General features: G+C 58.5%; 16 protein-coding genes. 12 read left to right on the plus strand and 4 right to left on the minus strand.

The genetic code is table 11. The features are described from left to right. Window positions 1-208 precede the first annotated feature (208 nt). The 7 genes from ACFQZG_RS05855 (at window position 209) to ACFQZG_RS05885 (ending at window position 10,165) form a co-directional block, all read left to right on the plus strand. The gene (locus ACFQZG_RS05855; protein ID WP_378150624.1) at window positions 209-2,965 is read left to right on the plus strand and encodes a hypothetical protein; all 2,757 of its coding nucleotides are present in this window, start codon (window positions 209-211) and stop codon (window positions 2,963-2,965) included. 233 nt (window positions 2,966-3,198) lie between these two features. Continuing rightward, window positions 3,199-5,853, plus strand: a complete 2,655-nt coding sequence (locus tag ACFQZG_RS05860; protein WP_378150625.1) for an NPCBM/NEW2 domain-containing protein — start codon at window positions 3,199-3,201, stop codon at window positions 5,851-5,853. Window positions 5,854-6,325: 472 nt separating this feature from the next. Further along, entirely contained in the window at window positions 6,326-7,411 is a 1,086-nt protein-coding gene (gene uxuA, locus ACFQZG_RS05865) for a mannonate dehydratase (RefSeq protein ID WP_378150626.1), read from the plus strand. Then, entirely contained in the window at window positions 7,408-8,259 is an 852-nt protein-coding gene (locus ACFQZG_RS05870) for an SDR family oxidoreductase (RefSeq protein ID WP_378150627.1), read from the plus strand. Before uxuA ends, ACFQZG_RS05870 begins: the two co-directional genes overlap by 4 nt. A gap of 104 nt (window positions 8,260-8,363) precedes the next feature. Continuing rightward, a complete protein-coding gene (locus ACFQZG_RS05875) occupies window positions 8,364-8,780 on the plus strand; it encodes a transposase (protein WP_378150628.1) in 417 nt (138 codons plus the stop codon). Between the two features lie 123 nt (window positions 8,781-8,903). After that, window positions 8,904-9,542: a pentapeptide repeat-containing protein gene (locus ACFQZG_RS05880; protein WP_378150629.1), complete on the plus strand. Its 639-nt coding sequence runs from the start codon at window positions 8,904-8,906 to the stop codon at window positions 9,540-9,542. A 17-nt stretch (window positions 9,543-9,559) separates the two neighbouring features. Continuing rightward, window positions 9,560-10,165: a pentapeptide repeat-containing protein gene (locus tag ACFQZG_RS05885; protein ID WP_378151579.1), complete on the plus strand. Its 606-nt coding sequence runs from the start codon at window positions 9,560-9,562 to the stop codon at window positions 10,163-10,165. Window positions 10,166-10,226: 61 nt separating this feature from the next. Here ACFQZG_RS05885 and ACFQZG_RS05890 read toward each other — a convergent pair whose 3' ends face one another. Further along, entirely contained in the window at window positions 10,227-11,129 is a 903-nt protein-coding gene (locus tag ACFQZG_RS05890) for an AraC family transcriptional regulator (RefSeq protein WP_378150630.1), read from the minus strand. Between the two features lie 180 nt (window positions 11,130-11,309). Here ACFQZG_RS05890 and ACFQZG_RS05895 point away from each other — a divergent pair, with 180 nt between their 5' ends. Further along, window positions 11,310-12,722 carry an MFS transporter gene (locus ACFQZG_RS05895; protein WP_378150631.1) on the plus strand — a complete coding sequence of 471 codons (1,413 nt, stop codon included), beginning with the start codon at window positions 11,310-11,312 and terminating at the stop codon, window positions 12,720-12,722. Window positions 12,723-12,800: 78 nt separating this feature from the next. Here ACFQZG_RS05895 and ACFQZG_RS05900 read toward each other — a convergent pair whose 3' ends face one another. Both ACFQZG_RS05900 and ACFQZG_RS05905 read right to left on the minus strand, forming a co-directional pair. Next, window positions 12,801-14,177 carry an MATE family efflux transporter gene (locus tag ACFQZG_RS05900; RefSeq protein WP_378150632.1) on the minus strand — a complete coding sequence of 459 codons (1,377 nt, stop codon included), beginning with the start codon at window positions 14,175-14,177 and terminating at the stop codon, window positions 12,801-12,803. A gap of 435 nt (window positions 14,178-14,612) precedes the next feature. After that, entirely contained in the window at window positions 14,613-16,040 is a 1,428-nt protein-coding gene (locus ACFQZG_RS05905; RefSeq protein WP_378151581.1) for a DHA2 family efflux MFS transporter permease subunit, read from the minus strand. Window positions 16,041-16,307: 267 nt separating this feature from the next. Here ACFQZG_RS05905 and ACFQZG_RS05910 point away from each other — a divergent pair, with 267 nt between their 5' ends. From ACFQZG_RS05910 to ACFQZG_RS05920, 3 genes are all read left to right on the plus strand, one after another. Then, window positions 16,308-16,892, plus strand: a complete 585-nt coding sequence (locus ACFQZG_RS05910) for a TetR/AcrR family transcriptional regulator (RefSeq protein ID WP_378150633.1) — start codon at window positions 16,308-16,310, stop codon at window positions 16,890-16,892. A gap of 78 nt (window positions 16,893-16,970) precedes the next feature. Continuing rightward, on the plus strand, window positions 16,971-18,206 hold the full coding sequence (locus tag ACFQZG_RS05915) for an MFS transporter (protein WP_378150634.1): 1,236 nt from the start codon (window positions 16,971-16,973) through the stop codon (window positions 18,204-18,206). Between the two features lie 112 nt (window positions 18,207-18,318). Further along, window positions 18,319-20,400: a glycoside hydrolase family 43 protein gene (locus ACFQZG_RS05920; RefSeq protein ID WP_378150635.1), complete on the plus strand. Its 2,082-nt coding sequence runs from the start codon at window positions 18,319-18,321 to the stop codon at window positions 20,398-20,400. Here ACFQZG_RS05920 and ACFQZG_RS05925 read toward each other — a convergent pair. Further along, window positions 20,366-20,818, minus strand: coding sequence for a hypothetical protein (locus tag ACFQZG_RS05925; protein WP_378150636.1), 453 nt, complete (start codon window positions 20,816-20,818; stop codon window positions 20,366-20,368). The two genes, ACFQZG_RS05920 and ACFQZG_RS05925, sit on opposite strands and share 35 nt — an antisense overlap. A gap of 159 nt (window positions 20,819-20,977) precedes the next feature. Here ACFQZG_RS05925 and ACFQZG_RS05930 point away from each other — a divergent pair, with 159 nt between their 5' ends. Further along, entirely contained in the window at window positions 20,978-21,976 is a 999-nt protein-coding gene (locus ACFQZG_RS05930) for a cation diffusion facilitator family transporter (protein ID WP_378150637.1), read from the plus strand. Window positions 21,977-22,038 lie beyond the last annotated feature (62 nt).

Genomic DNA, 22,038 nt, shown 5'->3' on the forward strand with positions numbered 1-22,038 from the left:
ACCTTATCAGTACCTCATACGCCTTTTTAGTCCCTATTGACGTTCAATAAGGTCTCCTGAGTCCGCTCCAAAACGAATAGCGTGTATGAGATTCTGAATAAAGGCCATGGTGTCCGCTCGGTGTTCGTCTTGCAACAGGTAGACGGCAGCGTGCAACCGTGAGAGAATGTTACCATTCATAGTTTATCTATTATTGGAGATGATTCCCATGCCCGTGCGTCCCAAGCACGCGCTCCCCATGATGTCGGACGAGGTAGTTCCGGCTTCGAGACAATTTACCGATCGGGAGGAACCGACGAAGTCGTTCCGGCAAGCGCTCAATCGCAAGACGCCGGACGAATATCAGATTCTTGTCTACTACGGGGTCGGCGGCATCGGTAAATCGCGTTTGCTCGCGGAGTTGCAAAGGAAGCTGGAGAATGAACACCCGGACAGCATGCAGGCATTCGTCGATTTCCGCGAAGTAAAGCTCCGTCATTCGGTCCATACGTTAATCCGGCTTAGAGAGACGTTCAGGAAGAAGTACGGCGTCAAGTTCATGTCCTTCGATTTGGCTAATGCCGTTCATTGGTCCAAAGTCAATCCGGAACAGTCCATGAAGCGGGAAGCAATCGATTTGCCGTTCATGGAGGAGGGCAACTACGTAGGGGAACTCGTCGGCATGCTCGGCAACGTGCCCCTGTTCGAATGGATTCCGAAGACGATCAAGCTATTGGGCGGGCTGATGAGTTACAAGGACAGCTCGTATTCTTGGCATGGCGAAGGCAAGAGGTTGCTCGAGAAACTAAAGGATATGCAACCGATGGAAATCGAGGATTTGCTATCCGGGTATTGGGCGGCCGACGTGACTCGTCATCTGCAATATCACGGTCATCAGCCTATCGTCGTTTTCCTGGATACGTTCGAAGCGCTAGGGGAATCGTCCGATCCGGCCAATCCGTCGTCCAATAACGGAAAGTGGGTGTGGAAGCTCGCCGAATGTTTGCCCGAAGCGTTGTGGGTAATCGGCGGGAGAGAGAAGCTACGTTGGCCGGATGACTGGGACGACTATGTCGAGCAGCATATTATGGGCGGCTTGTCCGAGAAGGATTGCGAGATGTTCTTGCAATCCTGCGGCATCGAGGATGAAGATATTCGGAGTAAGATTACCGACGGCAGCGCGGGTTTGCCTTATTACCTCGACCTTATGGTCGATACTTACCAGTTGCTCCTGCGCAGGGGAGATATCCCGAGCCCGGCCGACTTCTCGAAGACGCCCGAGGAAGTGCTCGAACGTTTTCTAAGCTATATGAGGATTAACGAACGAGAGACGTTGAAGATGCTGTCCTTCCCGCGCAGGTGGGACGCGCCGTTGTTCCGCAAGCTGGTTAACGATTTCAATACGGGGTATCCCGGCACGGCGCACGAGCAGTTGGGCAGGTTCTCATTCGTCAGCCGCACGGAAGTGGGCGAATGGACGATGCATGCGGTGATGCGCCAAAGTCTGCAAGAGCAGACTCGATCGGAAGATCGCGCCCTATTCGCCGAAGCGCATGCGGCGTTATTCAGACATTACGATAGGCAATTGGAGCAAGCCATGCCTGACCGAATGGGCGCCGAGGAGCAGGACGCATTCCGCGAGAGTTTCTATCATGGCACGCTCTGCCGAACGCCGGGCGACATGGTCGAATGGTTCCTTAAGCGCGGAAGATTGCTGCAGGCGGGCGGACAGTTTCAATTCGTACATTCTTTCCACGACGAATGCATGAGCTACTTGGCGCAGTCGGAAAATCCGGAGGGCGTCGCTAGCGTATATCGTTATTATGCAGGCATCTATTTATTAACCGGAGATTACGCAAAGTCGGCCGAATACTATAAGCAAGCCATGAACGCATTCCGGGAGTACGGCACGGCGGGAAGCGGAAACGACCCGAAACGGGCAATCGGGGCATGCGGCATCGATCTTGCCGAAATCATGATACAGACTGCGGATTACGACGGCGCGTATGCTTATTTGGCCGAGGCGGCGTCGCTATACGAAAGCTATGGCGGCGTTCGGAACGGTGAATATTACGGGGAATACGCGCTGCTGCTCGTTCGGCTCGGCAAGCTGAATATCCGGTTCTCCCGGTATTCCGACACGGAGAGCAATTACAAAGCCGCGATCGCGGCTTGCGAAGCGGCCGAAGCGATGGCGGACGTACCTCCCGTCATATGGGAACGCAAGGCGCTCGCCTACGAGAAGTTAGGAGAATTTTACGACGGCTCGAACCCCGAGGCGCAGCGGGAATGTTGCCTCATGTCTATCCGGACCTACGAGCAGGCGCTCTCGCGCAAGCAAGATATCGGTTACGTGCGTACGTTGACGAATCTCGGTCTTGCTTACAAGCGTCTAGCAGAATCTTATTCTACGAAGACAGAGTCGGCGGATAAATCGATAAACTTCCGCCAGTCGTTGTCCGTCTACGAAGATGTGCTGACGCAAGCGCCGAACTTCATCGACGCGCTGGAAAAGAAGGGACATGCGGCGGTATGTTTTATGATCGTGCAGACGGATCTTGGCCTGTATACGGAGGCCGAGGAGCTGTTCAAGCAGGCGATCGATGCATTCGGCAAGGCGCTGGAGTTATCGCCGAGGCAAGCAAGCTCTCGCAATCGTATCGCGTCGGCTTACCGGGAATTGGCTACTCTGCAATGGAAGACAGGGCGCTTCGAAGAAGCGGATGCGAGCATTCGCCGATCGTTGTCCGTTAGCGACGAGATGCTCGAGATCTCTCCGGAATATGTCTATGTCTATAACACGATGGGCAAAACATGGGAGAGATGGGGGAGGTGGCTCATCGAGCTGCAACAGCCGCGACAGGCAGCGGAGGCGCTGGGCAAGGCGCTCGAATACTACGGGCGAATGCTGCTTCGATCGCCGGATTTAAAGGAAACATTGGCGTATCGGGAAGGCGTAAAAGCGTTGATGTCGCGGCTGCGATAGAGATAAATTCCGCATGCAATAGGCATTACCCCCTGCGCATTAATCCGCCCGCAGGGACTTATCCCTATTCGGGCGAGGATGTCGCAATTATCATAGCGATCGTCGAATTCGATAGCCCCGAAGACGATGAAATCTCAATTCGGACAGTAACGCGCGCAGGCTTCCTCATGGACAATAGAAGGGCAGGCTCCAACGGAGCCGAGCCCTTCTTGCATGAGGAGTGAAAGTGACGAATGAAGATCAAGTCACACCGCAAGGCGGCAATCAGCTTCGCATTATCGTTGGTCATGGCCGTAACGGCGGGCCCGGTTACCGGGTTCGCCGCAGGCCCGGGTACGCCGGGCGCGACGCTGTCGGTCCTGGACTTCGGGGCGAACGGAACGGACGCCCTCGACGACAAGGCCGCCATCCAAGCGGCGGTCGACGCGGCGAACGCCGGCGACACCGTGCTGATTCCGAACGGCACGTATTATCTGGCAGGCACGGTAAGGGGGAAGTCGGGTGTCGCGATCAAGGGACAATCCCAGAGCGGCACGATCGTGAAGTACGTGGACAGTTCGGACACGTTCATGTTCTACTTCCTGAACGTCTCGAACGCATCCATCAAGAACATGACGCTCGACGGCAACAACAGCACGGTCGCCATGTCCGCGGCCGCGTCCGAGTATGGCAGCAACAACGAGATGAGCGGCTTGCGCGTCAAGGACTTCGCGGCTTCCGAAGGCTTCGGTCCGCACGCGTTGTTCGGCAACGCCACGAGCGGCCTCAAGGTGACGGACAACATCGTGACGAACATCGGGGTCAACTCGATTTGGGGCGCGGCGGTTCGGGTCGGCTGGGGCTCCAAGAACGCCGTCATCGAGCGGAACGTCATCGCGGATACGGGGCGCGGCGGGATTTTCCTCAACGACAACAGCCCGGGGGCGGTCGTCCGCTTCAACAAGGTCACGGGTTCGGGCAAAAAAGAACACGGTCTCGCGATCGAGCTTCATACGAACACGGACAACGCGATCATCGAGGACAACGAAGTCGACCACTGGATCAGCGCGGTCCGTTCCAAGACGATCGCGGTTCGCCGCAACGTCGTGAAGGCGACCGACGGAACGGTCGGGGCGATCGGGCTCGAGATCATGGCCGACAACGCGGTAACGTCGGACAATGTCGTCGACGGCGGCCAGCAAGTAGGCATCCAGCAATCCCCGGGAACGGGCCGTCAACTGTGGAGCTACAACAACATCAAGAACCTCGTCATGTGGGGCATGCAACTGCAAGGCGCCGGATCGGGCGAGATCGAGCGGTATCAATACTTCTATAGAAACAGCTTCGTCAATACGCAGCTCGGCAACCCGAAGGCGGCGTATCCGGGCTACGAAGGGAACGGCGTCCGCATTCACGGCGATTCCCAATACTTGACGTTCGATAGCAACCTGATCGCGAACAACGGCCGCAAGGGCATCGAGATCACGGGCGCGCCCGGCGTCGACAAGCTTAGCTTCACGAACAACTTGATCTATGGCAACAAAGACGTGGCGAGCGATCCTTACCCGGCTGCCGCCCAAGACTTGGAATGGTCGGGCAACCTCGTCTACAAGAACGGCAACAACGCGCAGCCGACGTCGCGGGGCTTCTCGAATCCGAAGCCGAAGGCGAACTTCTCGAATCCGCTCGTCATTCGCGAGGGAGAGCCCGTGACGTTCGTCAGCACGTCGACGGACAACGGCTCGATCGGGGCGTACTTGTGGGACTTCGGCGCAGGCTTGCCGAGCGCGTCCGCGCAGCCGACGTACGTGTACGGCAAGGCGGGCGTCTACCGCGTGACGCTCGTCGTGTGGGATAATGAAGGCAGGGCCGACCTGAAGGAGAAGGTCATCATCGTCGCGCCGACGCTGCGCGATAACAAGAAGCCGACGGTGCCGACGAACCTGGCTTCGCCGTCGCAGACCGACGAGACGATCGATCTGACGTGGAGCGCGGCTTCCGATAACATCGGCGTCGTCGGCTACGACGTCTTCGTGAACGGCGCGCTCGTCGGCACGACGGCGCCGGGCGAACTCGCCTACGTCGTGAGCGGGCTAAGCGCGGCAACGACTTACAGCATTACGTTGAAGGCGAGAGACGCGGACGGCAACGTCTCCGACGCAAGCGCGGCACTATCCGTTACGACGGAGCTTCCGGATGCGACGGCGCCGACGGTGCCGGGGTCCCTTACGATCGGTTCCGTCACGGGCACGAGCGCCAGCTTGACGTGGTCGGCGTCGACCGACAACAAGGCGGTAACGGGCTACGAAGTGTTCCGGGGCGGCGTGCTCATCGGCACGACTTCCGGAGCCGGATCGACTTCTTACACGGCTAGCGGATTGATCCCCGGAACGGCCAGCACGTTCACGGTCAAGGCGAAGGACGCGGCGGGCAACCGCTCCGCGGCGAGCAACGAAGCGATCGCCGTCTTGTCTCCGCCGGCTTCGCCGACCGTCTACCTGAGCGACTACAACTGGGATTCGGGCACGGCAGGCTGGGGGAACATTCAACGCGATAAGTCGTCCGACGGCCGGCCGATCACGCTGAACGACGTCGTCTATCCGAAAGGACTCGGCACGCATGCGGCGTCGACGATCGTATACACGCTCGGCGGCGAGTATGCCAAGTTCCAATCGTACGTCGGCGTGGACGACGAGACGTACGGCAACGGGGACGTCATCTTCGAAGTATGGCTGGACGGCGTCAAAGCCTATGACAGCGGCCTCTTGACGGCGACATCGGTCACTCCGTTCATCGATCTGGACATCTCTGGCGTCAACGAGCTGAAGCTCGTCGCGTTAGGCGGCCCGAGCGGCGACTGGGATCACGCCGACTGGGGCGACGCGAAGATCATTTATCCGACGGAGTAACGTAAGGTAGCCATCGATCCAAGCGCTTCTCCGCGCCATAAGCAACGCAAGCGTAAAGAGCCATCCGTGAGGATGGCTCTTTTCACTTTCCTATGATGGAATACCAGCGATATCTACCTTCTCGTCTGATTAAGCTCGATTTTTCGAATCTATTTTCGCGTTTACGACCTTTGCCGTCTAATAGACTTGATATTTCATATACACTACTGACTCCAGACGGCCACTGCTTGGAATATAACTGAATAATCGCGTACAATTGCCGGTTTCGTTTATTTTGAGGAAATTATGCTCGAAATATCATGGTTATTCCGCCGCTAGAACAACGCAGGGGCGCCGGTCGATCCGGCTTTCTTCGTCAGCGCGCAGAAGCTTTAATTTGCAAAGTTTATCCGAAGATTTATTCAATAGGTGCGCGCATGCGGTTTGACTATAATAGAGGATGGAGTGCTACAGCCTAAGGGAGGATTCAAGCATGAAGATGGTGTTCCGTTGGTACGGCGAGGGCAACGATACGGTTACGCTGAAGCAGATCAAGCAAATTCCCGGCGTGGAAGGCCTCGTCTGGGCGCTGCACGACGTGCCCGCGGGCGAGGAATGGCCGCTGGATAAGATTCTCGCTTACAAGAAGCTGTCCGACGAATCGGGCTTGCATTTGGAGGTCGTCGAGAGCGTCAACGTGCACGACGACATCAAGATCGGCTTGCCTAGCCGGGATCTCTATATCGACAATTACAAGAAGACGATCGCGAAGCTGGCGACGGTCGGCGTCAAGACGATCTGCTATAACTTCATGCCGGTGTTCGATTGGGCTCGGACAGACTTGTACAAGGAGCTCGAGGACGGCTCGTCCGCGCTGTTCATGGAGAAGGCGAAGATCGAGAACATGGACCCGATGGAGCTCGTGCGGCGGATCGCGGGCAATCCCGAGTTGACGATGCCGGGCTGGGAGCCCGAGCGGCTGGGGCGATTGACCGAGTTATTCGAAGCGTACAAGGACGTGACCGAGGACAAGCTGCGGGACAACCTCCGCTACTTCCTCGAGCAAGTCGTTCCCGTCGCCGAGGAGCACGGCATCCGGATGGCGATCCATCCGGACGATCCGCCGTATCCGATCTTCGGCTTGCCGCGCATCGTGAAGAATCGGGACGACATTCGGCGCATTCTCGACTTCGTCGACAGCCCGAGCAACGGCGTCACGCTGTGCAGCGGCTCGCTCGGCGCGAATCCGGACAACGACATCGTCGCGATGGTGCTCGAGTTCGCGGGCCGCATTCCGTTCGCGCACATCCGCAACGTGCGGGTATACGACAACGGCGACTTCATCGAGACGTCGCACCGGACGCAGGACGGCACGGTCGACATCGCCGGCGTCGTGCAGGCATACAGCGACACCGGCTTCGACGGCTACGCGCGGCCGGACCACGGCCGGCATATCTGGGACGAGCAATGCCGTCCGGGCTACGGGCTGTACGACCGGGCCCTCGGCATCATGTACTTATGGGGCGTATGGGACGCGGCGGAACGGGCGAAGCGGGTAAGAGGAGGCGTTAACGCATGAGCTTGAGCGGCAAAGAACATTTGAAGGGCCGCGTCGCCGTCATTACCGGCGGCAGCGGCGTGCTGTGCTCGGCGATGGCGCGCGAGCTCGGGCGTCACGGGGTGAAGGTCGCGATCCTGAACCGCACCGCGGAGAAGGGCGAGGCGGTCGCGGAGGAGATCCGCCAAGCCGGCGGCATCGCGCTTGCCGTCGCCTGCGACGTGCTCGACGCCGACAGCGTACGCCGGGCGGAAGCGCAAGTGACCCGCGAGCTCGGATCTTGTGATATTCTCATCAACGGGGCGGGAGGCAACCATCCGGACGGCATAACGACGAAGGAAACATTCCAGCCGGAGGATGTCGCCAACCCCGAGGTGAAGACGTTCTTCGATCTGACCGTCGCCGGCTTCTCCCACGTCTTTGATCTGAACTTCCTCGGCACGCTCATCCCGACGCAGATCTTCGCGCGGCACATGGCGCAGCGGCCGGGAGCGGTCGTCATCAACGTCTCCTCGATGAGCGCGCCGAGCCCGATGACGAAGGTTCCGGCGTACAGCGCGGCGAAGGCGGCGATCGACAACTTCACGCAGTGGCTGGCCGTGCATATGGCGGATGCGGGCATTCGCGTCAACGCGATCGCGCCGGGCTTCTTCCTGACCGAGCAGAACCGCCGGCTGCTGACGAACGAGGACGGCTCCCTGACGGAGCGCTCGCATAAGATCATCGCGCACACGCCGATGCGGCGCTTCGGCAAGCCCGAAGACTTGCTCGGCACGCTGATGTGGCTCGTCGACGATGCGGCGTCGGGCTTCGTTACCGGCGTGACGGTACCGGTGGACGGCGGCTTCATGGCTTACTCCGGGGTATAAACCGAATAGGATCTCCTAGGCCGTCCCGCGGGACGGCTTCTTTGCGTTGGTGTTCGCGTGTCTGGTATACTCAAGGCGAATGTATGTTCGCGGAGGTGGCGAGCTTGAACGGTCGGCCTATGATTACCTATCGGCAATATCGGGAGCATTTTCTAACGGAGAAGTCGTGCAATCAATATTTATTCGACATGAAGTGGCCTGCCGGCTATCGTTGTTCCAAGTGTGGAAATCCTGCTTACTATGTCATCGTGACCCGCAACCACCCGCTATACGAATGCAGGAAGTGCGGCAACCAATCGAGCCTTACGGTCGGGACGATTTTCGAGAAGACGCATACGGATATTACCGTCTGGTTCGCTGCGATATATATGGTCGATCAAGATCATCGGATATCCACGGCCGAAATCGCGAACCAGCTCGAAATCAGCTACCAAACCGCATGGGCCATGGCGCGGAAAATTCGTATGTCGCTGGCAAACCCAAGATGCATCGAGAGCGCTCCGAGGCTGGGCCTTGATTGAAGAGAGATGCGGCATAACGCGGAATGGAACGATTGTTCCTGAGCTAATCCGCTAGACTCTTCAAACTCGTCCATTATAATGAAGGATAGACAAGGAAGGGGAACGCGATCGGAGGCCGTAGATATGAGAAAAAAGCTTGAGGTACCAATCATTCCGGACGATCTAGCACCGATAACGAACGAATTGCATTCGCTTCGCGACAAAGACGAATTTCGTCTCGGTATAGCAAGCGATATCGCTATCGAGGGTCAGGATGCGAAGAAGGTCTCGTTCGATAAATTCGTATTCAGGAACGTAACCGTTACGGAATCCTCCCTTATCGGTATCGAAATGTCGGATGTCGTCTTTGACAGATGCGATCTTTCGAACGTTTGCCTAACCGATTCGTTCTTCCATCGGACGGAGTTCAGATCTTGCAAGCTGGTCGGGACGGACTTTACGAGGAGCAGATTCCAGAACGTTCGTTTTGTTAATTGCGTGGGCCATTTTTCCGCGTTTCGGTTGGCGCATTTCAAGCAGGCCGCGTTTGAAAAAAGTTTCTTGGAGAACGCCGATTTTTATCAGTCCGCGTTTCAAAAGATCGCGTTCTCCGAATGCCGAATCGACCAAGCGGTTTTTACCGGCTGCAAGCTGGAGGGAATCGATCTTAGCGATTGCGAATACGGCGGATTGATCGTTGAAATCGAAGATTTGAACGGATGTATCATTTCGCGTCATCATGCTTCTTCGTTCGTCGGCCTGCTGGGCTTAATTACGAAATAGGTTGGAGGAGGAAGATGATCGTGCGATATGTCGACGAATATTTTGAAGGCGTTGATTTTCGCGGGCGGGATTTAAGGGAAGGCGAATTCTCGCGCTGTACGTTCGCCCGTTGCAACTTTGCGCATAGCTCGATGGAGGAAATTCAAACCGACAATTGCAGGTTTACGCAGTGCGACTTTCGCGGAGCGATGATGAACGCTTCTACCCATACGGGTTCGGCATTCGAAAACTGCACGTTCGTCGAGGCGAATCTGTTCGTAGCCCGGTTCAACGATTGCAAGATGATGGGTTCCGATTTTTCGCAGGCGAAGTTGGACGGCATTACGATCGCGAAAGGCGATTGGTCGTATACGAATCTCCGGCAAACGAGGCTGATGAAACAGGATTTAAGGAATGTCCGTTTTTTCGAGGCGGATCTGTACGAAGCTAACTTGGAAAAATCCGATCTCAGGGATTGCGACTTCACGCGAGCGAATCTAGCGAAATCGAAGCTGCAGGGAGCGGATTTGCGCGGGGCGAATTTGAACGGCGTCGACTTTAAGTCGTTCGAAGTCAAGGGAGCACGAATGGATGTCGCTCAAGCCGTCGACTTCCTGCGCTCTTATGGCGCAAAGGTGGACTGAACGGCGAGCGTTCAGAAAGAATCGTTAAAGACGCTGATCGCTCAGCGTCTTTTGGTCGTTGTCAACTATCCGCGAAGCTCGCCACGCCGGATGCAAGTCGCATCGCTTTGGCGTCCTGCAGAGGCGGTTGGCCGAATAGCCTCCGGTATTCCCGGTTGAATTGGGTCGGACTATCATACCCGACGGCCATCGCCGCCGAAGTCGCCCCGATCGGCCCGCTCAGCAAGAGCCGCCGGGCTTCCTGCAATCGCAACTGCTTCTGATACTGCAGCGGTCCCATCGTCGTGATCGCTTTGAACTTGTGGTGCAGCCCGGAGACGCTCATGTTGCAGGACTTGGCCAGCTCCTCGACGGTGAAGGAACGGGCGTAGTTGCGGGTTATCCATTGAATCGCCTTGGCGACGCCGTCCGCCCGCTGATCGAACAGCCCCCTCTGCAGGAACAGATGGCCGTAGTCGCCGGACAGCAGGTTGTAGAGCATCTCTTTCTTGAGCAACTCCAATCGGAAGGCGTCATCGCGGCCCTGAACGACCCGTTGCAGCAAACGGTGGAAAATATCGAGCAAATCGGCGTCCGCCTTGCCGACGAACGCGGCGGCGGTCGGACTGGCGGGGGATGGCTTGCGAATGTCCGCTTCCATGACGACGGAAGCGATCTCCTGCGTCGTAAAATCGACGCGCAGGCCGATGTACGGCTTGTCGGGGGACGCTCCGACGACTTGGGCTGACGCGGGAATATCGAGCAGGGACGCCAAGTAATCGCCCGTTCCGTATTGGAATATTCGCTCGCCAAGATAGAGTCGTTTATCTCCTTGCAGGATCAGACAAAAAGAAGGCGTCAGAACTCCCGGGTTGCGCGCCGTATCTCCGTTTCGCCTGACGATGGACAGAAAAGGGGCGATCGTTGGCGTCCGTCCCTCGGTTACCGTAATTCGTTGCGTTCCATCAATGAGCTGGTCTATCAATTCGATCGCCTCCTCGTCGTGCCCCCATTGTAACACCCTCTCGGACGTCTGCAAAGAATGGAATAGCCGCTCTGCAGTTTTAGGCAATAATCTGACGGGATCGCTCTACTTCCGATCAAGCTAGACGTGGATAATGAGGTTAAGCAACGAAACTTCAACCACGGAAAGGATTTGGAATAGATGCATCGATCCAAATGGATCATTCTCGCGATCGTGATCGCCTGCCAACTCGTCGTCGTCCTGGACTCTTCGATCATGGTCACCGCGATTCCCGAAATCGGCCGTTCCCTTCGGATGTCGACGACGAGCTTGACTTGGGTGCAAAACAGTTACGTATTGGCGTTAGGCGGATTTTTGCTGCTTGGCGCCCGGGCGGGCGACCTGCTCGGACGCAGGCGTATATTGGCCGCGGGCATCGGGTTGTTCTCTCTGACGTCCTTGCTCGCCGGCATCGCGCCGAACGCGGAGCTGCTATTGGCGGCCCGCGCGCTTCAAGGCTTGTCCGCCGCACTGGCGACGCCCGCCGCGTTGGCTTTGTTGTCCGCGACTTACGTGGAAGCCCGAGAACGCACCAAAGCCATTGCGCTCTACAGCGCCGTGTCGGCGGGCGGCGGCAGCATCGGTCTCCTTCTCGGCGGCTGGTTCACCGATTTCGTCTCTTGGCGGCTCGGTATGTTCATTAATGTGCCCATCGGCGCGATTTTGCTTCTTCTCATTCATAAGCACGTCCCGAATTCGGAAACGCGCCCCGGACGATTCGATCCGTGGGGAGCGATTACGTCCGTCATCGGCATGACCGCGTTGGCGTACGGGTTTGTCCAAGCCGCGGATGACGGCTGGGGCAACCTGGCAGCTTGGATTCCGCTCGCGCTCGGCGCGGCGTCGATGGCCGCGTTCGTCCTGATCGAAGCGCGCGTCGCGGAGCCGATGATTCCTCTCCGGTTGTTCGCGGACCGCCGAAGGGCCGGCGCTTATGCGGGGAGGTTCCTGCTCGTCGGCGGTAACTTCTCGCTCTTCTTCTTCATCCCGCAATATTTGCAGCAGGCGCTCGGCTTCAGCTCCTTCGAAGCGGGATTGGCCTTCTTGCCGTTCACGGTCGCTCAATTCGGGATGATGTACGCGATTCCCGGGCTGCTGCGTCGCTACGGCAATGCCCGCGTGCTCGGCGCCGGCCTGCTGCTCGCCATCGCGGGCACGTTCTGGCTTAGCCGTATTGTGGCGGTCCAAGCGCCTTTCTTCCCGGATATGTTCGTCCTGATGGCGTTCATGGGAATAGGCGCCGGGATGGCCTTCCAACCGCTGACCGCGATGGGTCTTGCCGGCGTGGCGCCGCAAGACAGCGGGGCGGCATCGGGTCTAGTCAACGTCGCGCACCAGAGCGGCGCCTCGTTAGGCCTGGCCGTGCTCGTCACCGTCTTCAACGGCTCCGGATCTGCCGCTCCGCCGTCGCATTCGGCATTCGCCCACGCGATTTCCGATACGATGCTCGGCTCCGTCCTATTCGTTGCCGCAGCCTTGGTCGTGACGTTAATCTGCATGGCTCCCGGAAGGGAAGCGAGTCGGAAGCTTCGGATGAACGAAGCGCGATCGTAACAAGCAAGCAAGCAAACAAGCCCGCGGCTTATGATGAGCTCGCGGGCTTGCATTGTTTTTTCGCGCATCGCGCGGTTATTAAGCTTCTACGGCTTTGCCGGCTGGAGCGCGCGCAGTCGTAACGAGGCCCTTGCCTCTCCACGCTTGGCTGCGCCAGCGGAACAGCATGATGATGCCGCGAGCCCATTCGTCGGCCGCGATCGCAAGCCATACGCCCGCAAGACCCATATCCAGCACGAACACGAGGAAGTAACCGAGCGGCAAGCTCATGAACACCATGGAGACGATACCCCAATAGACGGTGTACTTCGCGTCGCCCGCAGCGCGCAGCGCAGGCACGAGCACGAGGTTGAGCGAGCGTCCGGTCTCGAGCACGAGGCTGAGCAGCACCATCTGCGTCGCGATCTTCACGATGTCCGGATCGTCGGTGAACAGGCCGATGATCGGATGGCGGAACGCGATGGCGATCAGATCGATCGCGACCGTAATGAGGATGCTCCATCGCGCGCTCGCCCACACGCGCTTGTAGGCGTCCTCCGGGCGGTTGCCGCCGACGAATCGGCCGACGATGATCGCCGTCCCCATGCCGATGGCGGAGCTGAACAGGAACACGTACATGGACAAGTTCATCGCGTACTGGCGGGAAGCGAGCGCCGCCTCGCCGAGCACCGTCGCGTAATACAGGAAGACGGACTGGCATACGTGGTAGAGGACGGACTCGAGCGCCGTCGGGACGCCGATCTTGAGGATCTTGTCCAGATACGTCTTGCTGAACGTCACGTAATCCTTGAACGCGATGCGATAATCGACGACCCGTCTCATCATCCAGAAGAAGACGACGACGGCCAGTCCGCGGCTGATGACCGTCGAGATCGCGGCCCCGTCCGTTCCGAGCTCGGGCATGCCGGCGTTGCCGAAGATGAGCAGGTAGTTCAGAACGACGTGGACGACGTTCATCCCTAGCGCGACGTACATCGCTTCCTTCGCGTAGCCGTACGTGCGGATGATGCCGGAGAACGCGTTAATGATCGCTTGGAAGAAGATCCAGCCGCCGACGATCCGAAGATAGGAGACCGCCATGTCGAGCGTCTCGCCCTTCAAGTTCATCATCGTCATGAGCGGCTCGGCGAACGCGAAGAAGACGACGCTGAGCGCAAGTCCGGTCAGCAGGTTGAGCGTGACGGTCAGCGCGGCGATCTTGGACGCTTCCATCCGGCTGCCGGCGCCGAGATATTGCGAGATGACGACGTCCGCGCCGTTGTTGATGACGCCGATGATCAGGATGGCGATGAAGACGAACTGGGAAGCGACGCCGACGGCCGATACGGCGGCATCGGACACGCCGCTGAGCATGAGCGTGTCGGCGGAGCTCATTAACATGAACAGCAAGCTCTCCAGCATGATCGGCCAGGTGAGGCCGACCAGCTTCAGCTCGCGATTGCGATTGTCTAACAATGCATACACCTCTTCGATCTGTGTGCGTTAAAAGGTAATCGGCGCTAAACCGTAACGTTATCAAACAGCGTTAAATCTCCGCGCCAGCGCCCCGGCTTCTTTTAACGTTATCAGACAGCATTAAATGGCCGGAAAAGTTCTGTAGTCCAGAAACGTTCTACAAGTAAACAGACCTCGTCCATGTTACCATAAACGCGCGTTCACGAACAATGAGCAAAACTTGCCGAAGATGGGGCGCGTTGGGGAGGATCGGAATGGAATCCGCACGAGGAGACGAAGGAGCGAGTAGCGAGAAGACGAGATTGGACGAAATGCGACACGAGGCGCGCATGACGGGGCACGATGGGGCAAACTAGCCGGAATAACAAGACGGTCGGCCTTCTCGGGGAAGGCCGACCGTCTCCTGTGTCGTTATCCGATTGAATCCGCTATGCCTTATACGGCGACTTTCTCGACCTTCGCCGTATCTTCCGCTTCCACGGCCGGCGACGTGCGCTTAATGAAGAAGGCGAACGCGAGGGCGAGGACGCCGAAGCCGATGATGACGACGTAAGCGTCGTTGATGCCTTCGATCATCGCCTTGATTCCCAATTGCGCTTGCGTTAGCCCTTGCGCCGCGCCGGACGCGACCATGTCCATCGCGTGCGTCTCGCTGCGGCTCGTCATGATCGTCACGAGCAGCGACGTGCCGACGGCGCCGGCCACTTGACGCACGGTATTGGAGATTGCCGTTCCGTGCGCGTTCAGCCTCGCTGGCAACTGGTTCAAGCCGGCGGTTTGAATCGGCATGAGCAAGAGCGCCATCCCGATCCGGCGACCGGTCGACATCAAGAGCAAGTACGTGTAGCTGGTCGAGTCGGACAAGTCGATGAAGCCGACCGTCGTCACCGTCGTGATCAGGATACCGATGATCGCGAGCCACTTCGCGCCGAACTTGTCGAACAGCTTGCCGGCTATGGGCATGAGGAGACCCATGATGAGCGCTCCGGGCAGCATGAGCAGGCCGGATTCTACCGCGGTATAGCCGCGCGCGGTCTGCAGGTAGAGCGGGAGCAGCATCATATCCGCGAACATGACCACCGTAATCAAGACGCCGATGACCGTCGTAAGCGAGAACATGCCGTACTTGAACGCTCTCAGATCGAGCAGCGGGTTCTTGGACGAAAGCTGCCGCCATACGAACAAGGCGAGAGCGATGATGCCTACCGTAATCGTCGCCAATACTTCCGCGCTTCCCCACCCGGCTTTGCTGGCGCGGCTGAAGCCGTACAGCAATGCGCCGAAGCCGGCCGTCGAGTAGACGACGCTGATCATATCGAGCTTCGTAGGAGCCGGTTCCGATACGTTCCGGAGATAGACGAAGCCGAGAGCGATGACGACGAGGACGAGCGGAATCATGCCGTAGAACATCGTCTCCCAAGGATAGTTCTCCATAATGAGGCCGGCCAGCGTAGGGCCGACCGCCGGCGCGAAGATGATCGCGAGGCCGACCATGCCCATGGCGCCGCCGCGCTTCTCCGGCGGGAAGATCGTCAGAATGACGGTCATCAGGAGCGGCATAATAATGCCGGCGCCGGCCGCCTGAATGAGGCGACCGACCAGCAGGACGGGGAAGTCCGACGCTACCGCGGATACGATCGTGCCCGCCAAGAAGATGATCATGGATGCCTGGAACAGCTGGCGCGTCGAGAACCGCTGCATGAGATAAGCCGTGATCGGGATCAAGACGCCGTTCACGAGCATGTAGCCCGTCGTCAGCCATTGGACGGTAGCCGCGGAGATGTCGAGATCTACCATGAGCTCCGGGCCCGCGACGGTCATAATCGTTTGGTTCAAGATCGCGAGGAACGCGCCAAGGATCATGATGAACAATATAGGGCCTTTTTTAATATTATTCGTAATATTCACCCTGCTTCACCCTTTCGATTCGTGCTAGACTAAATTTACAATGTGTCGCATAATAAACATTGCATGAATTCGATTATATACCGATGCGGCGGGTTTACAAGCGACGGTATCGAACGATTCGTCGATTAGTAAGCATCTCGCAGGCAAGTGTAAATCAAGTTCGACATATACGACACATTATGGATTACTGTAGCCGAAGTGGACGAGGGGAGCGCGACGCCGATGAACGAATCGAAGAAAACGCATACAGATCCGCGCATCGTACGGACGCGTCAATTGATCCGGGATGCGTTCGTCGATTTGCTTCAAGAGATGGACGTGGAGAAAATATCGGTCAACCGCATCGCCGAACGGGCGACGATCAACCGGGTGACCTTCTACCTCCATTACCGGGACATCCCGGATATGATGGACAAGCTGGCGGACGAGATGATCGATGGCATCGAGAAGGCGTTGGGTAAGCCGAAGGACGGATCGGTATCTCCGGAAGACGCGAAGCTGTATATGGTCCGCTTGCTCGAGCATATCGCGGATAACGCCAAATGGTACAAAGTCGTTCTCGCCTCGCGCAAGACGCCGATCTTCACGGACCGAATGCTGACGCTGCTGACGAGGATGGTTACGGAAGGAATCGAGAGCAAGGCGAGCGCCGAGCTCTCCAGGCTGGGCATCCAACAGGAGATCGCGATCTGGTATAGCTCTTCCGCGCTCATCGGAACGATCGTCTCGTGGTTGCGCAAGGACATGCCGTATACGCCGAAGTATCTCGCGGAGCAGTTCGCGTTAATTCGGACGAGGAAGCGGTAGCGGAAGCGTATCGTTTCGTGAGCATCTGGGGCAACGTAAGTCGGTGTCCGTCCATCGCGACATCGAGAGGAGATGCCCATGAATCAACGCGAAACGACCGGAGACGTGGCGAAGAGCGGCCGGTTCGACCGTCAAACGCGGCTGCTGCTCGTCGTCAACGGCCTGTTCATTACCGCGAACGCGCTGTCCGGGACCTTTCTAGGCGTATACATATGGAAGGCCAGCCACGACTTCATGCCGCTCGGCTGGTTCACGCTTCTATCCCATATCGTCATGGCGGCGACGTTCTGGGTGGCCGGCAACTGGGTGAAGGAAGGCAACAAGATGGCGTGCCTTCGGCTCGGGATCGCCGCCTCCGCCGCTTTCTACGGTACCGTGCTGCTGCTCGGCAAGAGCGCGTTCTCGTACATTTGGCTGCTCGGTCTCGTTAACGGGATCTCGATCGGCTTATTTTGGCTTGCCTATAACGTCGTCTACTTCGAAGCCACCGACGCCGCCACCCGCGACCGTTTCAACGGGTTGGCCGGCGTGATGGGCTCGCTCGTCGGCATCGCGGTGCCCTGGTGCTCCGGCTATCTGCTGTCTCATATGAAGGGAGATGCGGGCTATCGGACGATCTTCATGATCTCCCTCGGCATCTTCGTGGCGGGCGTGCTGTTCAGCTTCTTGCTCCGCCACCGCAAGACGGACGGCGTGTACGAGTGGACGATGCCGCTGCGCGTGCTGAAGCGGTCGGGAACGCCCTGGCGGCCGGTATTCGGCGCGCTGGCCGCGCAAGGGCTGCGGGAGAGCGTATTCGGCATCATGATCGGCTTGCTCGTGTTCATCCATACGGGCAGCGAGCTGAAGCTCGGCAACTTCGTGCTTCTCACCTCGGCGGTCGCGTTCGTGAGTTTCTACGCGACGGGCAAATGGCTGAAGCCAAGGTGGCGCAAGCAGGGGATGTTAATCGGCACGGTCGCCATTACCGCCGTCGTCGTCGCGTTCTTCTTCGGGGTCAATTACGTTACGTTGCTCGTATTCGGTATCGTCGTCGGGCTGTTCTTCCCGCTCTATATGATTCCGATGACGTCCGCGGTATTCGACTTGATCGGCCAGGACGACGACAGCGTGAGCCGGCGCGTCGAGTACGTCGTCATGCGCGAGCTCGGTCTGAACGCCGGAAGGATCGCGGGGATGATCGTCTTCATGCTGACGATCAGCATCAGCGAAGCGCCTCTGGTCATCAACTGCCTGCTCCTCGCGGTCGGAAGCTCTCCGATCCTGAGCTGGGTGCTCATGAAGAACAGGCTCAGTCTTCGGCATGCCGGGTAATCCGCAATATTCATAGCGATCGCGCAATTCGACAGTAACGCGCGGCTGCTGCTTCCCGCACAATAGGGATACGGACTCCGCGGAGTCCGGCCATACATAGGGAGGCAGCCGCATGTCTGAGATGACTTACCTTCGGACGTTGTCCGATCGCACGTACGCCAATCCGCTACCGGTCGATTACGAGGCCGACGACGAAGCCGGGAACGACGTACCGAGAACGCATCCCGATCCTTACGTCCTGTCGTTCAAAGGCGAATATTACTGCTATTCGACCGCGCATCGCGGCGTAACGGTGCTTCATTCGCGGGATCTGGCCCGCTGGACGAGTCGCGGGCACGCGCTGTTAAGCTCCGAGAAGAGCTACTGGGCGCCATGCGTGTTCTACCATAACGGCCTGTTCTATATGTATTACTCCTCCGGGGACACCGCGGAGCACTTTCAATGGTTGAAGGTCGCTGTGTCGGACTCTCCGCTCGGTCCTTTCGAATATCGCCGGACGCTGTTCGACTTCTTCTCCATCGACGCCCACGTCGTGAAGGACGACGACGGCGCGCTCTATCTGTTCTATTCCGTGGACAATTATGCGGGAACGGACCCGAATCGTCCGGGCACCGTCATCCTGATGGATCGGCTGCTCGATCCGCTCACGCCCGAAGGCAAGCCTCGTCTCGTCGTTAGCGCCACTCTCGACGAGGAGATCTCCGGTCCCGACCGGTTCGGCGACGGACGAGATTGGCACACGCTGGAGGGCGGCTTCTATCTGAAGCGCGATGGACGGCACTACTTGATGTACAGCGGCAACAGCTTCGAGCGGGACGATTACTTCGTCGGAACGGCGACGGACGCGGCGGCGAAGACGATAGGCGAGTGCGCGTTCGCGAAGGTTCCGAACGCTCGGACGTACGCGCCGCTGCTGCGGAAGAACGGCAAGGTCGAAGGCACGGGCCATCATTCCGTCGCGATCGCGCCGAATCTCGTCGATCATTGGGTCATGTATCATGGCCGCGACGTTCGGGACGAAGCTTCGAGCGAAGAACGGCGCGAGCTGCGCATGGATCCGCTGCATTGGGCGGGCGATCGCATGTGGATACCGGGCCCGACGTGGCTTCGGCAGGACGCGCCCGGCATGCCGGCATTCCGAGAGCTGGGCGACGGTCCGGAAGGCGCTCCGGATCCGGTACTCTGGGATGTCGAAGCCGGCGACTGGCGTGTCCAAGACGGCGAGTTGACGAGCGTTAGCGCGCAAGGCGCGGGCCTTATCCGGATGCGGCGGGAATGGACGGACTTCCGCTTCGAAGCATGGCAGCGCTGCCTGCCGGAAATGACCGGGTGCGTATGCGGCGTATGGCTGGAGGGGCTGCGGGATTCGTTCGGGGATGCTCCCTCTTCCGTGCGCATCGTCGTGGACGCGGGACGCAAGGAGCTTGTCGTTATCGGGATACAGGGCCATCTCGAAGCCGAGCTGGCGCGGATCGGTCTGCCGTCCGGATTCGATCCGTACGCTTGGCATCGAATTGGCGTCGACAAATTCGGATCGGCGCTGACCGTCTCGCTGGACGGCTCCAAGCTGTTCGAGCATGCGATCATCGCGTTCGATGCGTGCACGCTCGGGCTCGCGACGCTGCGATCGAGAGCCGCGTTCGGCGGCATCGCGGTTTCTGCGCATTACGAGACGCGATTCCGCGGTCTGGCGGAGCTGAACGGCCGCTTCGAAGCGACGGGGGCGATCGTCGTCGGACCGGAAGGGGCGGACATTCGCGCGCGGAAGGACGGCGAGACGTCGCTGGGTTATCGGACGGCTTGCCCGGAGACCTATACGGCGCAATGGGACTTCGAGCTGCTGCTGCAAGCAGCGGGCGGGAAGGCGGGCTTACGATGGGAGCATGCGGACGGAGGCGCGACGGGCGAACTGCTGCTGGAGTGGGATGCTGGCGGGGAAGCAAGGCTCGCGCTTCGCGACGCGAATTCGGGCAGCGAGCTGGCGAAGGCCGCTCTGCCGCCAGCGAACCTGCCGCGCGCGCTATCGATTCTCGTGCGCAGGGCGCCCGGCGGCAGCGAGATCCGGGTGAACGGAATGAAGCTGCACGAAGCCGGAGCGGATTCGTCCCCATGGCTGACAGGCCGGATGGCCGTCTTCGCGGCAGGCGCCGAGCTGCGGCTTACCGGCTTCCGGCTGACGGAGGGCGCCGTTTGACCGGCTGGCGGACGGCTAGCTTGAACGTCTTGACGAGCCGGGGAACGTCGTCGTTGATCATCCGCCGTAACAGGTCGAGCGGGATTGCGTACTTGGGATCGTAGCCGTCCTCGGAATTCTCGTCGTAAAATTCCTCCGGCGGCTCTCCCGGAACCGAGTAAACGAAGATTCGTCCGTTGCGCTCGGCGAGGAAGTTGAGCGGCGTATCGTCGTAGCCTCGGTCGCGCCACTGCTTGCGGGTCATCCGGTACACGCTAAGCGTCAATACGTCCGTATAAACCTTGCCCTCGTACTTGAATAGAAATTGAACGCCGTACAAGGCTTCGCCGAACCGGTTCAACCGTTCGACGACGATGTACTTCGTCCACCAATCGGGAAGCCGCAGGCTGAACCCGTATTTCGGATCGGTGTATTTCATCTCGAACACGCCCTATGCCGATGGATTTAAGGCTATAAACTATTCATTCGGCGAATCGTTTGATTATGCGTAAGCCCTGTTGGTTATATTGATTCTATCTGAAACCGTTGATACAATTGTCCGTATTAGTATAGAATCTTATATCATTCAGGAGGAACAATGGACCCCGAACCCGAACGAGAGAAGTTAATCGAGCTAGTGAAGAAAGGCAACAAGTCGTCCGCGATCGCGATGTTAGGCAACGCGGTAATCGCCATCGCCAAAGGCGTAGGCGCCGCGGTAAGCGGCAGCGGCGCGATGTTCGCGTCCGCGATGCACTCCTTGGCGGACAGCATCAACCAGGGCTTCGTGTTCGTCGGCAGCATTCTCGCCGAGAAGAAGCCGACCCGTCAATTCCCGACGGGCTTCGGACGAGTCATCAACATCTTCTGCATGATCGCGGTCATCGTCGTATCCATCATGGCTTACGAGACGGTGCGCGAAGGCTGGCACTTGGTTCAACATCCGGCGGAGACGAGCTCCGGACTGTGGCTTAACATCTCGGTGTTAGTCTTAAACCTCGTCGTCGATGGCGCCATTTTGCTTAAGGTCATGAAGGAAATCCTGAAAGAAGCGAGAGTCGAGGCGAAGGGGCTTCGGTTCATCCCGTTATCCTTCAAGCACGTCGGCCGTTCCGCTCCGCCTACCCGATTGGTGTTCTACGAGGATATCGTAGCGGTGACGGGCGCGTTGCTCGCGATGGTCACGGTATTGATTACCTCCTTGACCGCTTACGGGGCGCTTGACGGCGTCGCGACGATTCTGATCGGCCTGTTGATGGTCGCGGTAGCGTTCCGCGTAGGCTACGACAACATGGTCGGCTTGATCGGCGTAGCCGCTCCGCGCGACGTCGCGGAGAAGGTGGCGATGATCATCCTGTCCGACAAGGACGTCACGGACATTAACAAGATTCGCATTACGCAGGAAGGGCGTTATTATCACGTCGACGCGCTGATCGAGCTGCGTCCGGGCTTGTCGCTGGCGGATGCCGACGATATCAAGTTCAGGGTGCAGGACCGGTTGATCGCCGACCCGGATATTACGGACGTCGTTCTCGGCATCATCGAGGACAACGGCGTGAAGAACTGGACGCCGGAACTGCTGGACGAGTTCGCATAATAAGAAGCCTGCCGGCAATCGGCAGGCTTCTTTTGGTCTTGATAGGATGAATGTTTTTGAGT

Source organism: Cohnella sp. GCM10027633 (assembly GCF_042675445.1).
GTDB lineage: Bacteria > Bacillota > Bacilli > Paenibacillales > Paenibacillaceae > Cohnella.